Origin of the sequence: Undibacterium sp. Ji42W, from assembly GCF_049340405.1 — a bacterium.
Taxonomy (GTDB): domain Bacteria; phylum Pseudomonadota; class Gammaproteobacteria; order Burkholderiales; family Burkholderiaceae_D; genus Undibacterium.
Map to the genome: position 1 here is coordinate 547,977 of NZ_JBMPOV010000001.1, position 16,545 is coordinate 564,521.

13 protein-coding genes and 5 tRNA genes are annotated in these 16,545 nt (G+C 50.3%); 6 read left to right on the top strand and 12 right to left on the bottom strand.

Translation table 11 applies throughout. The features are described from left to right. Window positions 1-30 precede the first annotated feature (30 nt). On the bottom strand, window positions 31-690 hold the full coding sequence (locus tag ACO0LG_RS02650) for a methionine ABC transporter permease (RefSeq protein WP_423023011.1): 660 nt from the start codon (window positions 688-690) through the stop codon (window positions 31-33). Further along, the gene (locus ACO0LG_RS02655; RefSeq protein ID WP_423023013.1) at window positions 690-1,721 is read right to left on the bottom strand and encodes a methionine ABC transporter ATP-binding protein; all 1,032 of its coding nucleotides are present in this window, start codon (window positions 1,719-1,721) and stop codon (window positions 690-692) included. Before ACO0LG_RS02655 ends, ACO0LG_RS02650 begins: the two co-directional genes overlap by 1 nt. A 260-nt stretch (window positions 1,722-1,981) precedes the next feature. Here ACO0LG_RS02655 and ACO0LG_RS02660 point away from each other — a divergent pair, with 260 nt between their 5' ends. Beyond that, window positions 1,982-2,290, top strand: coding sequence for a hypothetical protein (locus tag ACO0LG_RS02660; protein WP_423023015.1), 309 nt, complete (start codon window positions 1,982-1,984; stop codon window positions 2,288-2,290). 76 nt (window positions 2,291-2,366) lie between these two features. Here the strand turns inward: ACO0LG_RS02660 and ACO0LG_RS02665 are convergent, their stop codons facing one another. Together ACO0LG_RS02665 and ACO0LG_RS02670 are read right to left on the bottom strand one after the other, a co-directional pair. After that, window positions 2,367-3,620: a DUF1501 domain-containing protein gene (locus ACO0LG_RS02665; protein WP_423023017.1), complete on the bottom strand. Its 1,254-nt coding sequence runs from the start codon at window positions 3,618-3,620 to the stop codon at window positions 2,367-2,369. A 31-nt stretch (window positions 3,621-3,651) separates the two neighbouring features. Further along, entirely contained in the window at window positions 3,652-5,232 is a 1,581-nt protein-coding gene (locus ACO0LG_RS02670; RefSeq protein ID WP_423023019.1) for a DUF1800 domain-containing protein, read from the bottom strand. A 386-nt stretch (window positions 5,233-5,618) separates the two neighbouring features. On the opposite strand from ACO0LG_RS02670, the gene ACO0LG_RS02675 reads away from it, so the two are divergent. After that, window positions 5,619-7,196, top strand: a complete 1,578-nt coding sequence (locus tag ACO0LG_RS02675; RefSeq protein WP_423023020.1) for an ABC transporter substrate-binding protein — start codon at window positions 5,619-5,621, stop codon at window positions 7,194-7,196. A gap of 111 nt (window positions 7,197-7,307) precedes the next feature. On the opposite strand, the gene ACO0LG_RS02680 is transcribed toward ACO0LG_RS02675, so the two are convergent. Next, window positions 7,308-8,900 (bottom strand): thioredoxin family protein, encoded by a 1,593-nt coding sequence (locus ACO0LG_RS02680; RefSeq protein ID WP_423023022.1) that lies wholly within the window; start codon window positions 8,898-8,900, stop codon window positions 7,308-7,310. Between the two features lie 262 nt (window positions 8,901-9,162). Here ACO0LG_RS02680 and ACO0LG_RS02685 point away from each other — a divergent pair, with 262 nt between their 5' ends. Beyond that, window positions 9,163-10,215, top strand: coding sequence for a sulfate ABC transporter substrate-binding protein (locus tag ACO0LG_RS02685; RefSeq protein ID WP_423023024.1), 1,053 nt, complete (start codon window positions 9,163-9,165; stop codon window positions 10,213-10,215). A gap of 70 nt (window positions 10,216-10,285) precedes the next feature. Here ACO0LG_RS02685 and ACO0LG_RS02690 read toward each other — a convergent pair whose 3' ends face one another. From ACO0LG_RS02690 to gltX, 5 genes are all read right to left on the bottom strand, one after another. Then, window positions 10,286-10,633, bottom strand: a complete 348-nt coding sequence (locus ACO0LG_RS02690) for a DUF1801 domain-containing protein (protein ID WP_423023026.1) — start codon at window positions 10,631-10,633, stop codon at window positions 10,286-10,288. A 219-nt stretch (window positions 10,634-10,852) separates the two neighbouring features. Next, window positions 10,853-10,928 (bottom strand) — tRNA-Glu (locus ACO0LG_RS02695). A 69-nt stretch (window positions 10,929-10,997) separates the two neighbouring features. Next, window positions 10,998-11,073 (bottom strand) — tRNA-Glu (locus ACO0LG_RS02700). Window positions 11,074-11,106: 33 nt separating this feature from the next. Then, window positions 11,107-11,182 (bottom strand) — tRNA-Ala (locus ACO0LG_RS02705). Between the two features lie 66 nt (window positions 11,183-11,248). After that, on the bottom strand, window positions 11,249-12,643 hold the full coding sequence (gene gltX / locus ACO0LG_RS02710) for a glutamate--tRNA ligase (protein ID WP_423023028.1): 1,395 nt from the start codon (window positions 12,641-12,643) through the stop codon (window positions 11,249-11,251). 192 nt (window positions 12,644-12,835) lie between these two features. Here gltX and ACO0LG_RS02715 point away from each other — a divergent pair, with 192 nt between their 5' ends. From ACO0LG_RS02715 to ACO0LG_RS02725, 3 genes are all read left to right on the top strand, one after another. Continuing rightward, on the top strand, window positions 12,836-13,738 hold the full coding sequence (locus ACO0LG_RS02715) for a pseudouridine synthase (protein WP_423023030.1): 903 nt from the start codon (window positions 12,836-12,838) through the stop codon (window positions 13,736-13,738). A gap of 72 nt (window positions 13,739-13,810) precedes the next feature. Then, window positions 13,811-13,887 (top strand) — tRNA-Pro (locus tag ACO0LG_RS02720). A 110-nt stretch (window positions 13,888-13,997) separates the two neighbouring features. Further along, window positions 13,998-14,074, top strand: a tRNA-Pro gene (locus tag ACO0LG_RS02725). Window positions 14,075-14,168: 94 nt separating this feature from the next. Here the strand turns inward: ACO0LG_RS02725 and ribD are convergent. Next, window positions 14,169-15,278: a bifunctional diaminohydroxyphosphoribosylaminopyrimidine deaminase/5-amino-6-(5-phosphoribosylamino)uracil reductase RibD gene (ribD, locus tag ACO0LG_RS02730; RefSeq protein ID WP_423023032.1), complete on the bottom strand. Its 1,110-nt coding sequence runs from the start codon at window positions 15,276-15,278 to the stop codon at window positions 14,169-14,171. A gap of 1 nt (window position 15,279) precedes the next feature. Beyond that, entirely contained in the window at window positions 15,280-16,368 is a 1,089-nt protein-coding gene (apbC, locus tag ACO0LG_RS02735; protein ID WP_423023034.1) for an iron-sulfur cluster carrier protein ApbC, read from the bottom strand. Between the last annotated feature and the right edge of the window lie 177 nt (window positions 16,369-16,545).

The following is a 16,545-nucleotide window of genomic DNA, read 5'->3' on the forward strand; positions in this document are numbered from 1 at the left end:
AACAAATTCAAAAAAAACCAAAAAATAAACTTACTTGCGTGTAAATTTCAACACCAGCCTGTCACCGGCGAATTGCAGCAACTGCACCAGCACGATCAAAATAAATACCGTCACTACCATGACCTCAGTTTGAAAACGCTGGTAACCATAACGCAACGCCAGGTCACCCAGTCCACCTCCACCGATCACGCCCGACATGGCTGCATACGACACCAAGGCAATCGTCGTTACTGTTGCGGCAGCCAGCAAACCCGGCAATGCTTCTGGCAACAATGCATGCCAGATAATCTGCCAGGTCCTGGCACCCATGGCCTGGCAGGCCTCAATAATTCCCTTATCCACTTCCCGCAACACGTTTTCTACCAGGCGAGCAAAGAATGGCGTTGTTCCGATGACCAGCGGCGGTATTGTTCCCGGTACCCCCAGCGAGGTTCCCATCAACAGCAGCGTGAAAGGGATCAATACGATCAGCAAAATAATGAAAGGAATAGAGCGCAAAATATTTACAACTACCGACAGCACTGCGTACAGCAGGCCCTGCTCCAGCAATTGCTTTTTACCTGTCAAAAACAGCAGTACACCCAAAGGCAAACCCAGCACCACGGTGAACAGCAAAGAGGCACCTGTCATCGTCAAGGTATCCAGTGTGGCCAGTGCGATGTCACTCCAATCAATTTGAGAAAAATCCATCAGTGCACCTCTGCTGCCGCGCTGATTCTTGCCACCCTGACACCAGCATTTTTTAATAAATTCTCCACAGTCGCTGACTGTTCCCGCGTACTGTGCAACTCCACCAGCAACTGTCCGTAAGGCGTCTCCTTGATGCGTCCTATCACTCCTTGCAGAATGGCGATATCCACACCGGCTTGCGCCGCGATACGGGTAATGATGGGTTCATGCGTACTTGCACCTACATAGCTCAAACGCAGCAAATGACGGTCAGCGTCCTGATCGCTGCGCTCCAGCACAGACAGATCCAGTGCCTGATTTTCTGCAACCAGGCTTTGCGTCACCACATGCTGAGGATGCAGAAACACATCGACCACATCACCGAGCTCAACAATCTCTCCCGCATCTATCACTGCCACCTTGTCGCAGATAGTGCGTATCACCTGCATTTCATGGGTGATCAAGACGATGGTCAGGCCCAGTTTTTTATTGATATCCAATAACAGACGCAAGATTGCTTGCGTGGTCTCAGGGTCTAATGCCGAGGTCGCCTCATCGCATAACAATAGATGCGGATAATTTGCCAGCGCCCTGGCAATGCCCACTCTTTGCTTTTGTCCACCAGACAATTGCGATGGATATTTAAGACCCTGATCTTGCAAATCTACCAGCTCAAGTAATTCTTCTACCCTTGCCTGGATTTCCTGCCTTGTATATTTGCCACTCAGCTTGAGCGGAAAGGCAATATTGTCGACGACCGTTTTTGCATGCAGTAAATTGAAATGCTGGAACACCATGCCCACACGCTGGCGCAAGGCGTGCAGTTGTTGCGCGTCAAAACTGGTGATGTCTTGATCATCAATCACCACTTTGCCCGCACTAGGACGCTCCAGTAAATTCAGGGTGCGCAGCAAAGTGCTTTTACCCGCACCGGAACGGCCTATGATGCCAAAAACCTGACCCGTTTCTATGTTGAAATTGATATTATGCAAGGCTCTTACTTCGCGGCCCTGATGGCTATAAATCTTTGCTAACTGCTCTATACGTATCACTGAGTATCTGACCGGCTGTTGTTGCTGTTGGACTCAACTTTATCGAAGGCAACAAGTTTTTTCCAATCATATATATGCATTTGTATATACAACTATTCGTATAAGCAAAGTTGAAAAATGAATACGCACTATCAATTGACCGAGCTTGATTAACATTGACGCATGGCAACAAACTGCAATTTGTGGTTAAATCGCTTGTAATTTTGGTCCAGGCTCGCTATGTTGAAATAATCCTGGTTCTAGTCTTAGGAGTTAATATCATGGTCACGTCCGTTACATCTTCAAGCGCAGCGCAAGTTGCACAACAACAGCAACTTTTGCAGCAGGCTGCTGCTGGTCAGCAGAAACAAAGTGCGGAAACGATAGGGGCAGCAGCAGACCGCGATTCAGGTACGGCTGATGCCATTGCAGATCAAAAAAGAATTACCGAATCGCAAGCAGAACAACAGGCGCAACTGGCCAGCAAGCAGAATGTCAAGCAGCCAGAACCACCGCCGCCCGAGCAACCCAAACCAGTGGTCAATACTAGCGGACAAGTGACTGGCACAACCATCAATACCACTGCCTGAACACAGTACGCATACAAAAAAAAGCCACCCCGGTTTAATCCAGAGTGGCTTTTTATTTACTACGCCAGATCGGCAGTCAGGCTCTGTTCACAAATAAATTGAAATTGGACCTGGCGTAAGATTGTTCAGGAAAAACCTGGGTCAGTTGCTTGTCAGATAAGCCCATATGCCGCTCACAGACCTGCGTCAATACCGAACGAAAATCAGTCGTCACAGGCACATCACGCCCCTCATATAACTGATCATTGCCAAGGCCACGCCAGTCGCCATATACCTTGCCGCCAGCAACTTTACCACCAAGCACCCACATAACATTGCCATGCCCATGGTCGGTGCCGCCATTGCCATTCTGTTTGGCAGTACGGCCAAACTCTGACATCACGACGATCGTCGTGTCATCAAACATGGGGCCCAGGCGTCTGGCCAGATTTGCCAGGCCCAGACCCAGCGGTGACAAACGATTTGCCAACTGACCTTTGCCAGCGCCCTGGTTGGCATGGGTGTCCCAGCCCCCCAATGCCATGAATACCATCTGGATTTTAGGATCATTCTTGAGCAAGGTGGCAACGCGGGTACTGTCGTCAGGAAAACCATTGGGCAAGGGTGCGCCGCCATCGGCAGCCTGCTGTTCTTTTTCCATGGATGCGCCCATCATTTCCTGATGCGCTTCTTTGGCATCACTGAAGGCTTTGGCGTATTTATCGTTGTCCTTATACATCTGTTCAAAAGCTGCACCGACCTTGGGTCTGTCCAATACATTCGCCTTGGTACCCGCCGCACCGCTGGCAATATTGCTGGCGGCAACCGTGCCCGACAAAATACGGGGCATGACCGCACCGACACTGACAGCGCGCGTTGGCGTCGTCGTACCCGGCAAGTTACCAAGCAAACGGTTCATCCAGCCATCTGTCGTCCCCTTACGCCCAGGCGTGCCAGACTCCAGATAATCCTGGGCATCAAAATGTGAACGGGTAACATCCGGTGAGCCGCTGGCATGCACGAAAGCCAGTTTCTTCTGGTGCCAAAGATCCTGCAAGTCTGCCAGTGCGGGATGCAGACCAAAATAACCATCGAGATCTATTGCACCGTCGGCCTGTCCCGGCCTTGCCAGTGCGATAGTCGGTCGCAGGCGCGGATAATTGGCATCACCATAAGGCGCAACCACGTTCAAGCCATCGACTGCGCCCCGCAACATGATGACGATGAGCTTGTTTTTTGTTGTTGCTTCCGATGCTGCGCCATTCGCCCTGGCAGCCCATGCAGCCTGCCCCACCGGGATCAGCAAACCCGCTCCTGCGGCCATGGAATATAAGAAATTTCTGCGTTTCATTTTGCTCTCTTTATCTGCTCGCTTGCTTGTTTCAATGCTGCATAAAATCCGGGCTGCCCAATATCAATGAGGCACGCAAGGCTTCGGGATTGCCATTCACAATTTCTATACTGCGCCCAGACAAGCCTGGCCCCAGTGTCTGCAACAAGGCAGTGGCATTAATAGCAGGCATGACTGCGGGCCGGTCTGATTTTTCCTCAGCCTGTTTTGCCAACTGCTTCTTGCCCATTTTGTCGCCATCCTCTATCTCTTTATCAAATGGCAGCCGGCCGGTTGCGAGTGCGGTGGCAAAGTTGATGCGGCGGCTGATGGCATCAGGGTTCATCCAGGCATCCTGGGTGTTTTTATAACCATCGGGTGTCTGGCTGCCGTATAAAGGCATGCCAAGTTGTGCCAGTACGCCCAGCACAGGCCTGACATTTTGCACATTGACATCACTGGCCCGGATGGCTGACACCACATATTGATATGGGGTTTTATATTTCACGCCCGCATTTTGAAGGTCACGAAATTCGGCACTGGCAAACAGTGTCTGCAATACCGCCCGTATGTCACCGCGGGTATCAAGATAACGTTTGGTCAGCCTCTCGACCAAGGCAGGCGCAGGTTTGTCGGCGACAAAATACTGTGCCAGTTTGAAACTCAGGTGATGGGCGGTAGATGGATGTGTTGCCAGCACATCAAGTGCGAATTCTGCTTCTGCCTGACCACGCACTGGTATGGATTTACCCAACCACAGCTTGCTACCTTTATCGTGCCTGTCAGCATCAAAGTAAAAATTTTGATTACTTCTGACCATAGCACGCGGATCAAAGGTCCAGCCGGTCAGCATGCGTGCCAGTTCGGTCACGTCATTCTGGGTATAGCCACCATCCACACCCAGGGTATGCAACTCCATCACTTCACGCGCATAGTTTTCATTCAGGCCGCTGGACTTGGCCTTTTGTCCGCCGCCCTTGCCCTGCTTGCCATTGGCATGAAAGTCTGCTGACGTAGATAACCAGTTATCCAGATAAAACAACATGGCAGGATGCTTGGCCGTTGCACTCAGCAAATCACGGAAGTTGCCAAAGACATAAGGCCGGATGGCGTCGCGCTCATAGCTGGCGACAAGTGCGCGGTCCAGACCTTTGCCATTGAACACATTGAAATGATTGAACCAGAAATCCACCATCACTTCTTCCAGCTGATGCGAGCTTTCTATTGCACGGTACAGCCTGGATTCTGCGGTTTGCTCAATGATGCGGCCGACCAGTTCACGGCGTTTCTTTTGTGCGGCATCAGATTCATCGCTAGTATCTTTCAAGGCTTTTTGATAGTCAAACAAGACCGAGCCTGCATTCTGGTTCATGACATCGAGTGATTTCAATTTCTTTTGCAAACCATCTGGCAAGGGCAGGAATTGTGGATTCAGTTGCTGTTCGACATAAGCATCCACACCCATTTTTTTGACCCGCTCTAAATCACCAGGCCGAGGACCATAGGCAAGACGGTTCAGTACGTGCAGGGCTTCGGCCTCCGTCGAAGGACCTGCAGCATGAACAGGAAGAGCACAGATATTTACGGTGATCAACAACACCAGCAAACCGGGAATTTTTGTCAGGTTTTTCATCTATTTTTATACCCGTTATTGAAACTATTGAAGTATTTATGTTGAAGTATTTATGCAGAAGAACAATGACTTGCTTATTCGTTCGTCCTATGCAATCAATATAGTTTCATGCGAATGGCTTTCACAAGTAACGATATGTAAATCAGAATAAGCAAAACTGTGGATTGTTACAGGAAAAATCCTGCCAGCCCCTCACAGAGTACTTCCAGGATCAGATTCATGTCGTTCTTGCAGAATATGCTTCCATTTGTAAGCTGGCCTTATCAAAATAATTAGAATGCATTTCCTTTCCTTTCACCTCATTTCAAATATACAAATACATTCCCTGCGCTGATGAAATGGTCAGGCAATGGTAAGCTTGCAATATTGAAGCTTGAAAGTTGCCTATGTTTTCCATATCAAAAAAACTGTTTATCCCAACGCTGTTTGCCATGGCTAATGGCCTTTTGTTGCCCGCGGCCAGCCATGCAGCCAACCTGAAACTTGGCCTGGCAGCCGACGTCAACTCCATGGACCCGCATTATTTCAATAGCGGGCCGAATAATGCGATGGCATCCCATTTGTTTGAGGCACTGGTCAGCGTTGACTCTGATGGGCGTATTGCGCCTGGCCTGGCCTTGTCCTGGAAGGCGATCAACCCCACTACCTGGGAGTTCAAATTGCGCCATGGGGTGAAGTTTCATGATGGCAGCGAAATGACTGCAGAAGATGTCGTGTTTTCTCTCGACAGGCCTGCGCTGATAAAGAACAGCCCCGGCCCTTACACCAGCTTCACCAAACAAATCGTCGGCAAGCAAGTTGTTGATCCCTATACGCTACGCCTGAAGACAGCAACGGCATATGGCCCGCTACCACTAGACATGAGTTCTGTCTTCATCGTTTCAAAAAAAGTGGCATTACAGGCCAGCACAGATGATTTCAACAGCGGCAAGGCAGCAATTGGTACTGGTCCTTATAAATTTGCCAGTTTCAAACGCGGTGATGTAGTTGAACTGACAAAAAACGATGCTTACTGGGGCGAGAAATCTGCTTGGGACAAAGTCACCTTCCGCATCATCACCGCTGGTGCGCCGCGCATGGCTGCGCTGCTGTCTGGTGATGTCGATGCCATAGAAAGCATACCGCCGGCAGATTTGAGCAAGCTCAAAAGCAATGCCAAATTCAAGCTGGAACAAAAGATTTCCTGGCGTACCCTGTTCTGGCAGCTTGATCACCAGACCAGGGTCTCGCCATACATCACTGACAAAGCAGGCAAACCCCTTGCGACCAACCCGCTGAAGGATATACGTGTACGCAAAGCCATCGCCAAGGCCATTAATCGCAAGGCATTGACCGAACGCATACTAGAAGGCCTGGCAGTGCCTGCATCCAACCTGGTCGCGCCTGGCGTGTTTGGCTATAACGATAGCTTGCAGGTTGAAGCTTATGATCCAGAAGGTGCAAAAAAATTGCTGGCTGAGGCTGGCTATCCAAATGGCTTTGCCATCACTCTGCATGGGCCGAATAATCGCTATATCAATGATGAGCAGATCGTCCAGACAGTGGCGCAATTCCTTAGCAAGGTGGGCATACAGGCCAAGGTAGAGACCCAACCACTGGCGGTGTACTTTCCTAAAGCAGCAAAGGGAGATTACAGCATGGCTTTGCTGGGCTGGGGCTCACTTGCCGGCGATTTTGCATTGCGCACGACGCTAGGCACTATCAATACCGAAAATGGTTGGGGTAGCTGGAATTGGGGCAAATACAGTAACCGCGCATTGGATGAGGCTATAGAGTCATCCCTGTCTTCCGTTGAAACCGACAAGCGCGAAGGCTTTGCCAAGAAGGCAATGGCCACTGCCGTGCAAGATTATGCTGTCATCCCCCTGCATCACCAATACGCCAGTTGGGCATTGCGTAAAGGTTTGCACTACAAGGCCAGGACAGATGAATTTACCTTTGCCCATCAGTTCAAGCCAGACTGAGCAATATTCGAAACTATTGAAGCAAATAAAAATCCCGCGACTCTGTAATCGCGGGATTTTTATTTATGCTGATTTATTTATGCTGATTTATTTATGCTGATTCTGATCTGATCAGGACTTATTCAACACACCCTGGCAAACTGCTTTTTGCGGATCACTCGCAGGCAACTTGCCACAGATGCCGTCAAGTTGCGCGCGCGCTTTTTGGTAAGCAACTTGATGCTTGCCTTCCTTATTCCAGTCTGTCAGTTTTTTCCCCATTTTTTCCAGATAAGCGCGGTTGCGTTCATAGAAAGCATTGTCAATTTTTGCCGCTTCACCAAAGACGTTTTGCACAGCTTTTTCTATACGCGCATCATCATTTGGCGCCAGTTCTACCAGGCTGCTGACATAGTTAGAACCCCATTGCAAACGGGTGGCCGGGCCCTTGGCGGCGTTATAAGCTTGCTCATACCAGTTTGCTGCACCTGCCTTGTCACCACGCTTCTTGGCATTCGAGCCCAGGGTGGACATGAAATAGTAAGGCGAATGTGAACGCTTGAGTTCAGCCTTGAGCAAGCTGTCAGAATCATCCAGCAATCCAGCATCGCCCAGTGCATGGGCGGCAGCATTGACGACAGACTGGCGCTCATAGGCATCGGTAGTTGCCTGCTCTATCAGGCCCACGCGTTTTTGCACATCCTTCTGCAAAGCCACTTCTGGCTTGGCATTATCCAGACTGGCCAGAGCGACCTGGGCACCGACTGCGCCCAACCTGTCGGTCTTGGAAATCGTGGCATCATCAGCCAACTTGAGCAACGCCGTGTTCCAGGCACGTACCAACTTGTTGCGTGGCTCTGATTTGGCAACAGTCAGGAACTCGGTGATCTCTCCGGCAGCATTGCTCAGCAAATCCATATTGTCGCGTGCTGCTTTGGGATCATTGATGGCTTTCAGGATTTTATCTGTTGCCTGAGCCTTGTCGATACTTGGCAATGACTGGCCAGGCTTGGCTGTAGCCGCTGCATAAATGCCGCGCAGGTACAAACGCGTGGCATGCAAACCAGCCGGGCTCAGTTCAGACAGCTTGAGCAAAGTCGCCACCAGCTCCTTGCCGGGCACCAGTTTTTGCTCCGGATCATCCCATGAATAATCGGCCAGCAGGCTCCAATCCTCATCCTTGAGATTTTTATTGCCCGCCAATGCCAGCTTCATGGTGTCCTGTACAGACAGCGTGGTATTCAGGGCCTGGGTCAGCACTTGCAAATAGCGTTCAGAATCAACTTCACCAGGCAAACGTGTGATCTCTGCGCCATCAGGTTTAAACAATATCATGGTCGGATAACCACGCACCTTGAATTGCGACGCAAATTTTTGTGCACCCGGGGTATCGCCATCCAGATATACCGGAATGAAATGACGTGATTTATCGATGAATTCCTGGCGATTGAAAATTGTTGCTTTTACCTGATTACAAGGCGGGCACCAGATCGCACCCCAGTATAAAAACAGAGGTTTGTTGCTGGCCTTGGCCTGGGCAAAAGCCGCATCTACATTATTGTCCTTGCGCCAGTCTATGCCACCCTGCGCGGCATTGGCTGCATGAGCAGAGGCGCTGGCCGCCTTGCTATCCGCCGCTTGGGCGGGCAATGTAGTTATGGCAGTCAGTGAAATTGAGGTGCTTGCAGCCAACAGTGCCACCATCAGGGGAGTAGTCATTTTCATCAGTTTTGACCTGGATAAATATATCAAGAGACTCAGTGTAGCAAATTTAATGTCTTTGCAGTATGGCGGACGCAAGCGGTTATCAGACTAATTTTGAGCATGCATATTTGTTTTTCTCCAGCAGGAAATACCTGTCCCGCTGATGCCATGTCGCTGATGCCATGTCACTTATGCCTTATGTGTCTAAGCAAGTAAAAATATCATCGTTCACAAGCCTGGCATTTTTGCGCAAGATGGACAATCTGCAAACCGAGAGCAAAAAATGAGCAAAATTGCACATATAAAACAGTTAATCAAAACCCGCCAACGCCAGCGCCGCACCACTTTCGTAGCCGCATTGCTGATTGCCAGTGTCAGCCTGCTTGCTTTTTACAGCACCGCACAAGCTGCCACCGGCATTCTGAATGCATCCTATGACGTGACCAGGGAATTATTCAAGGACGTCAACCCCGCCTTTGTTGCAGACTGGAAAAAGAAAACTGGCGAAAGCATTAGTGTTAACCAGTCCCACGGTGGTTCCAGCAAACAGGCACGCTCGGTGATTGATGGGCTGGAAGCCTCGGTCGTGACCATGAACCAGGCGAACGATATCGACATACTTGCAGACAAGGGATTGCTGCCACAAGACTGGGCCAAACAATTCCCGAATAATGCAGCACCGTTTTATTCGACCATGGTGTTCCTGACGCGCAAGGGCAACCCCAAGCACATCGCCAACTGGGACGACCTTGGCAAACCTGGCCTGAAAGTCATCATCCCCAATCCAAAAACGTCTGGAAATGGCCGTTACAGCTACCTGGCAGCCTGGGGCTCCGTCATCAAGACTGGCGGCACTGAAGCTCAGGCACGCCAACTGGTAGAAAACCTGTTCAAGAATGTACCGGTGCTTGATGGTGGCGGCCGCGGTGCCACTACCACCTTCACTCAGCGTGAAATTGGTGATGTACTGGTAACCTTTGAAAATGAAGTGCAACTCGTGCGCCAGGAATTTGGTGACAATTTTGACGTTGTCTATCCCAAAATCTCTATCCTGGCAGAATCCCCGGTCGCGGTGGTAGATAAGGTAGCCGACAAACTGGGCACCCGCAAAATCGCCACAGCCTATTTGCAGTTTCTCTATACCGAAGCTGGCCAGGATCTGATCGCCAAACACTACCTGCGCCCACGCTCAGAAATCGCAGCAAAGAAATATGCAGCCTCTTTCAAGCCTGTGAATTTATTTACTGTCGATGATGTATTCGGCGGCTGGAAACAGGCGCAGAAAAAACATTTTGATGATGGTGGTGAGTTTGACCGTATCTATGTAAAAAAATAGGTTTCCATTAAACCCAATAGAGGCGACACGACAGAAGTCAATCCAGGCAAAACATCTATCTATGTTTTGCTCATACGCCCAGCATGGAGAGATGTTTTCTGTCGTGATAAGTTAGAGACAAAAGAATACAGAGCTTCACTTCATCAACTGGGATTTCATCATCCCGATAAAAAATAATGGCTCTATTACCTTCGAACTTTAGCTTGTCGCTGTAAAGCTCTTTAAATGTATCAACCAGCCTCGTCTGGCAATGAAAATACATGGCGTATTGTTCCGGTGCCGAACTCTTCCAATCCATTCTGACGGTGCTGCCAGTCTTCGCGAGATAACTCGGCTCCCCCCATTTCAGGGTCTCTTCCAGTATGTCGGCCACTTTACATTCTGATGCAGTATCCAAAACCAATTGACGCAAGTACATCAGCTTTTGCCGTATAGGCAGTGGATAGTTGTTGAATACTTTTGCGACCTGGGGATTTTGAATTTCATCCCTTTCTTTTCTCCACCTCGCTGATACACCGCGTTGAATGCTTATTGTCGCAATATATTATCGAAATAAGCTGAAGAAAAAAGCATACAGCAAAAACAAAAAAAGCCTTGATTTCTCAAGGCTTTTTTTACTCTCTTAACGAGAACTTACTGGCGTCCCCAAGGGGATTCGAACCCCTGTACTCACCGTGAAAGGGTGATGTCCTAGGCCTCTAGACGATGGGGACATATTCTGTCCGTGTTACTGACCTAAATTGCTAACAGCCTGTTGTCCACAATAACTTTGTAAAGTTGATTGGCGTCCCCAAGGGGATTCGAACCCCTGTACTCACCGTGAAAGGGTGATGTCCTAGGCCTCTAGACGATGGGGACAACAAGTATGTTTATCTGCTCTGCCACATTTTTTGGTGGAGGTAAGCGGGATCGAACCGCTGACCTCTTGCATGCCATGCAAGCGCTCTCCCAGCTGAGCTATACCCCCGACGCTGCAGAACAGAAACGAGATTATAGGGGAAGCTTACACGGATGTAAAGCCCCCTACCGCTTTCTAAGCAGCAATAACGCTCAAACGCTGCAAAACCACTTCACGGCCAAATAACTCGATCACGGCATCGATGGACGGTGTTTGCAATTGACCTGTGAGCAGTAAGCGCAAAGGCATCGCCAGTTGTGGCATCTTCAGCGAGAAGTCGGCCAGGGTTTGTTTCATGGCGGCAGACAGGGCTGCTTTGTTCCATTCCACGGTTTTGCACAGTTCGGCGTATTGACGCAAGGCTGGCAAGATCGCTTCTGTCACATGCTGGGTCACCAATACAGGGTCTGCTGCTGGCTGACGATAGAACAGCATGGCAGCCTGCCCCAGCTCTACTGTGGTATTGGTACGTTCTTTCAATAGTGCGATCACGGCTTCCAACTCGGGTGCATTATCAAACTGCGCACCATCGTCGAGCATTTGCTGTTTGATCAAACCAGCCAGGCGCGTGTTGTCTGCTGCCTTGATGTAGTGGTTATTGATCCATGCCAGTTTTTCAGGATTGAATTGGGCAGCAGAAGCAGACAAATGGCTTAAATCAAACCAGCTGCACATTTGCTCCATGGAGAATATCTCATCGTCACCGTGGCTCCAACCCAGGCGCGCCAGGTAGTTGAGCATGGTTTCTGGCAGATAGCCTTGCAGCGGATAGTCCATCACACTAGCAGCACCATCGCGCTTGGACAGTTTTTGGCCATCAGGGCCCAAGATCATAGGCAAATGACCATAATGCGGCAGAGTCGCGCCGAGCGCAGTCAGGATATTGATCTGACGCGGTGTGTTATTGACATGGTCGTCACCACGGATAACGTGAGTGATTTGCATGTCCCAGTCATCAACTGCGACGCAGAAGTTGTAGGTAGGCGTGCCATCGGGGCGTGCAATGACCAGATCATCGAGCTCACGGTTGCCGATGGTGATTTGTCCTTTGACGACATCCAGCCAGCTGACTTCGCCATCCAGCGGGTTTTTGAAACGAATCACTGGTTTACGGTCAGCCGGAATCGCAGGCAAGGTCTTGCCAGCTTCAGGACGCCAAGTGCCGTCGTAGCGCGGTTTTTCACCTGCGGCGCGTTGACGCTCACGCATGGCTTCAACTTCATCTGGTGAGGAATAGCAGTGATAGGCAGTGCCTTTGGCCAACATGTCGGCCAGCACTTCGCTATAACGCTCCATGCGTTTCATTTGATAGTAAGGGCCTTCGTCATGCTGCAGGCCCAGCCAGTTCATGCCTTCCAAAATCGCTTGCACAGCTTCTGGCGTGGAGCGTTCGAGATCGGTATCTTCTATGCGCAGCACGAAAGTGCCACCAAAATGACGGGCAAATGCCCAACTGAACAAGGCAGTGCGTGCACCACCAACGTGGAGATAGCCGGTAGGGCTGGGAGCGAAACGGGTACGTACAGTCATGAGATCACTAGCCTGCGCCCTGCTGTCGATACAACTGACATACACGAACGCGATAATGGTTAAAACCAGCATTTTACCGTTTTAACATCCCGGACGGATAGTTTCATGATCTCATGCAGCCCGCCAAGCTCCTGCGCCATGGCTGCATGATAGTATGGCGACGCCAACAGACCATTCGATAAACGATCAGAAATGCAAGCCCAGCCTCCCCCGTCCCTGCCATTACCAGTACGCGATGGCATCGCGCCAAGCTATATCTGGATACCAGAAGGCCATTGGGACAATGTCTTGAGTTTTTTGCAAACACATTTCCCGGATGTTGACGCAAGCACCTGGCAAGCACGTCTGGGGAGGCAAGAGGTCGTTGATCAACACGGTAAAGTCCTGCTTGCAGATAGCGCTGTCAAACGCGGCATGTGTATTTACTACTACCGTGAAATAGAAAATGAAACGCCTATCCCCTTTCATGAAGAAATCCTTTTCCAGGATGAACATCTGCTGGTGGTCGATAAACCACACTTCTTGCCGGTCATTCCATCAGGTCGATTTTTGCGGGAAACCTTGCTGGTCAGGCTGAAGAAAAATACTGGCTTGATGGATCTTACCCCCATACACAGGCTCGACAGGGAGACGGCAGGTGTCATGCTGTTTTCACACAACCCAACCACCCGCGGGCAATATCAATCCCTGTTCCAGCGCAAAAGCATGACAAAGACTTATTACGCCGTTGCAAAGCATTTGCCAGAACTGGTTTTCCCGCTACGGCATTGCAGCCGCATGGAAGAAGCCGACAAGTTCTTCGCCATGCGCGAAGTGGCAGGCATGGCAAATTCAGAAACCCTGCTTGATATCAAGGAAAGACGTGGCGAATATAGCCTCTACCAATTGCAGCCTGTGACCGGTAGAAAGCACCAATTGCGGCTGCACATGAGCAGTCTCGGCGCACCCATTTTGAATGATGCATTTTATCCGGTTGCCCTGCCCTGCAAGGCTGATGATTTTTCTGCACCTTTGCAGTTACTGGCAAAATCCATCTGTTTTGATGATCCGATTACTGGACAGCAACGCTATTTTGAAAGCAAAAAATCCTTATGATCGCCTGCCATAGAGCGCTACGCAGGCAAACGGGTTGACAGCAAGTCTCTAAAGCAGTAATATTGCGGTCTTCGGAGTGTAGCGCAGCCCGGTAGCGCACCTGCTTTGGGAGCAGGGGGTCCAAGGTTCGAATCCTTGTACTCCGACCAGATTCTAGGGATCGTCACAGACGGTCCCTTTTATTTCAGTAGATACAGATCTTGTTTTTCAAGCTGGTTCGATTGAAGTAATAAATGTCAGGCTAGACAGACCAGTTTTTCGGAGTGTAGCGCAGCCCGGTAGCGCACCTGCTTTGGGAGCAGGGGGTCCAAGGTTCGAATCCTTGTACTCCGACCAAATTAAAAAGGATCGTTGATTATTCAACGATCCTTTTTTCTTTTCTGCCTTACATTTTTCGGCTTCACCTATTCCTGCTTCACATATAAATGATTTATTTCAAGCGAGCCAGTATCCGCACATCATCTCCTACCTGGCTGATTTCGTGAAATTGCAAAACACTCGCCTGATCCACATGCGTCAGTTCAGGTAAATTAAATAAACCAGCGCCACTACCCAGCAGCTTGGGCGCCAGGTACAGCAATAATTCATTGACGCAACCTTGCACAATCAATGCACCGTTCAGGGTCGCGCCTGCTTCAACATGCAATTCATTGATTTGCCTGCGCCCCAGTTCTTGCATCAGGATAGGCAAATCCACTTGCTGATTAGCACCCGGCAAGCAAATTACTTCTGCCCCCGCCTGTTCCAGTCGCCCCTGTTTTTCAGCATTAGGCACAGCACAGACAATCAAGGCACCTCCTTGCAACACTTTGGCCTGTGGTGAGGTGCGCAGATGTGAATCGACGATAATTTTTTGTGGCTGACGTGGCGTGTCTATGCCGCGGACATTCAGCATGGGGTCATCTGCCAGCACGGTACCTATGCCAGTCAAAATCGCATCTGCACGCGCCCTCCAAAGATGTCCATCCTGCCTCGCTGCTGGCCCGGTGATCCACTGGCTCTGCCCATTTGCCAGCGCCGTGATGCCATCAAGACTGCCGGCAACTTTCATCCTGACCCAGGGCTTGCCTGTTTCCATGCGCTGGAAAAAACCTATGTTCAATTCGCGTGCCTGCAAAGCAAGATCAGGAAAAGTACCACATTCAACTTCAGCACCAGCTTCCCGCAAGATACTTAAACCGCGCCCTGCTACTTGTGGATTGGCATCCTGCATGGCAGCGACCACGCGTGCAATACCAGCATCACGCAAACCATTTGCGCAAGGCGGTGTGCGGCCAAAATGACTACAGGGCTCCAGCGTGACATAGGCAGTGGCGCCACGCACATCATGGCCTTTTGCAATAGCATCGCGCAGGGCTTGCACCTCTGCATGCGCCTGTCCCACTGGCTGCGTCCAACCCTCCCCCAGCATCTGACCATCACGCACGATGACGCAACCCACTTTGGGGTTCGGTGAAGTTTCTATGGTCGCACGTCTGGCCAACTCCAGCGCTTGCTGCATGTAGGCATAGTCAGCCTGCTTGCCGATATTCGCCTGCATCTCAGGTATTTTGTATGGTGATGGTAGGAAATTTGCTGGTCATGTCCTTGGCTTTTTCAGCTACCTTGATAGCAACTTTGCGGGCGATGTCTTTATACAGGCCTGCTATTTGCCCGTCAGGTTCAGCAACCACTGTAGGCGTGCCTGAATCTGCTTGCTGGCGTATCGACATCGTCAAAGGCAGGCCACCTAGGAAATCAACACCAAAGTCTGCACACATTTTCTGGCCGCCACCTTCACCAAAAATATGCTCGGCATGACCGCAGTTGGAGCAGATATGGATGCTCATGTTCTCGACTATGCCCAGGATAGGGATGCCAACTTTTTCAAACATTTTGAGACCCTTGCGCGCGTCCAGCAAAGCGATGTCTTGTGGTGTCGTCACGATGACAGCGCCAGTTACTGGCACTTTTTGCGACAGCGTCAGTTGCACATCGCCCGTACCGGGTGGCATATCGACGATGAGATAATCCAGGTCACGCCAATTGGTTTGTCCCAACAATTGCTGCATGGCCTGGGTCACGAGGGGGCCACGCCAGACCATGGGCTCGTCAGGGTCTATCATGAAACCGATGGAAGAAACTTGCAGGCCATGGTTTTCCAGTGGCTCCATGGTTTTGCCATCCACCGTTTCAGGGCGACCCGAAATACCCATGATCATCGGTTGCGAAGGGCCATAGATGTCTGCGTCCAGAATGCCGACAGCCGCACCCTCAGCAGCCAGGGCCAGAGCCAGATTGGCGGCGGTAGTCGATTTGCCGACCCCTCCCTTGCCTGAGGCTACAGCAATAATATTCTTCACATTAGGCATAAGCTTGATGCCAGGCTGCACAGCGTGGGCAATAATTTTTGAAGTCACATTGACCGCGACCTTGCCCACGCCAGGCAAGGCAGTAATGGCAGCCACAACGGCAGCGCGTATCAGGTCAAACTGGCTTTTGGCCGGGTAACCCAGCTCCACGTCCAGGCTCACGTCTGCGCCCTCTATCTTGATATTTTTTACTGATTTAGTTGCTATCAGGTCTTTATTGGTGTTTGGGTCTGTCACTTTTGCCAATACGGCTTTAACGTCGTCAACTGTAATACTCATGCAATTCTCCATAGATAGCCTGCAAGTCTAGCGCAATTTGCGTGCCGAGGCTGCAATACCCTTATCCACCCTTGATGACAGACATGTTGTAAGTGGTTCTATTGAAGAGACGCGCTCTTCCCTTGCCAGACCAAGTTCAAGCATAATCAACCTGCCTTCAGTAGCACTTATAAGAAA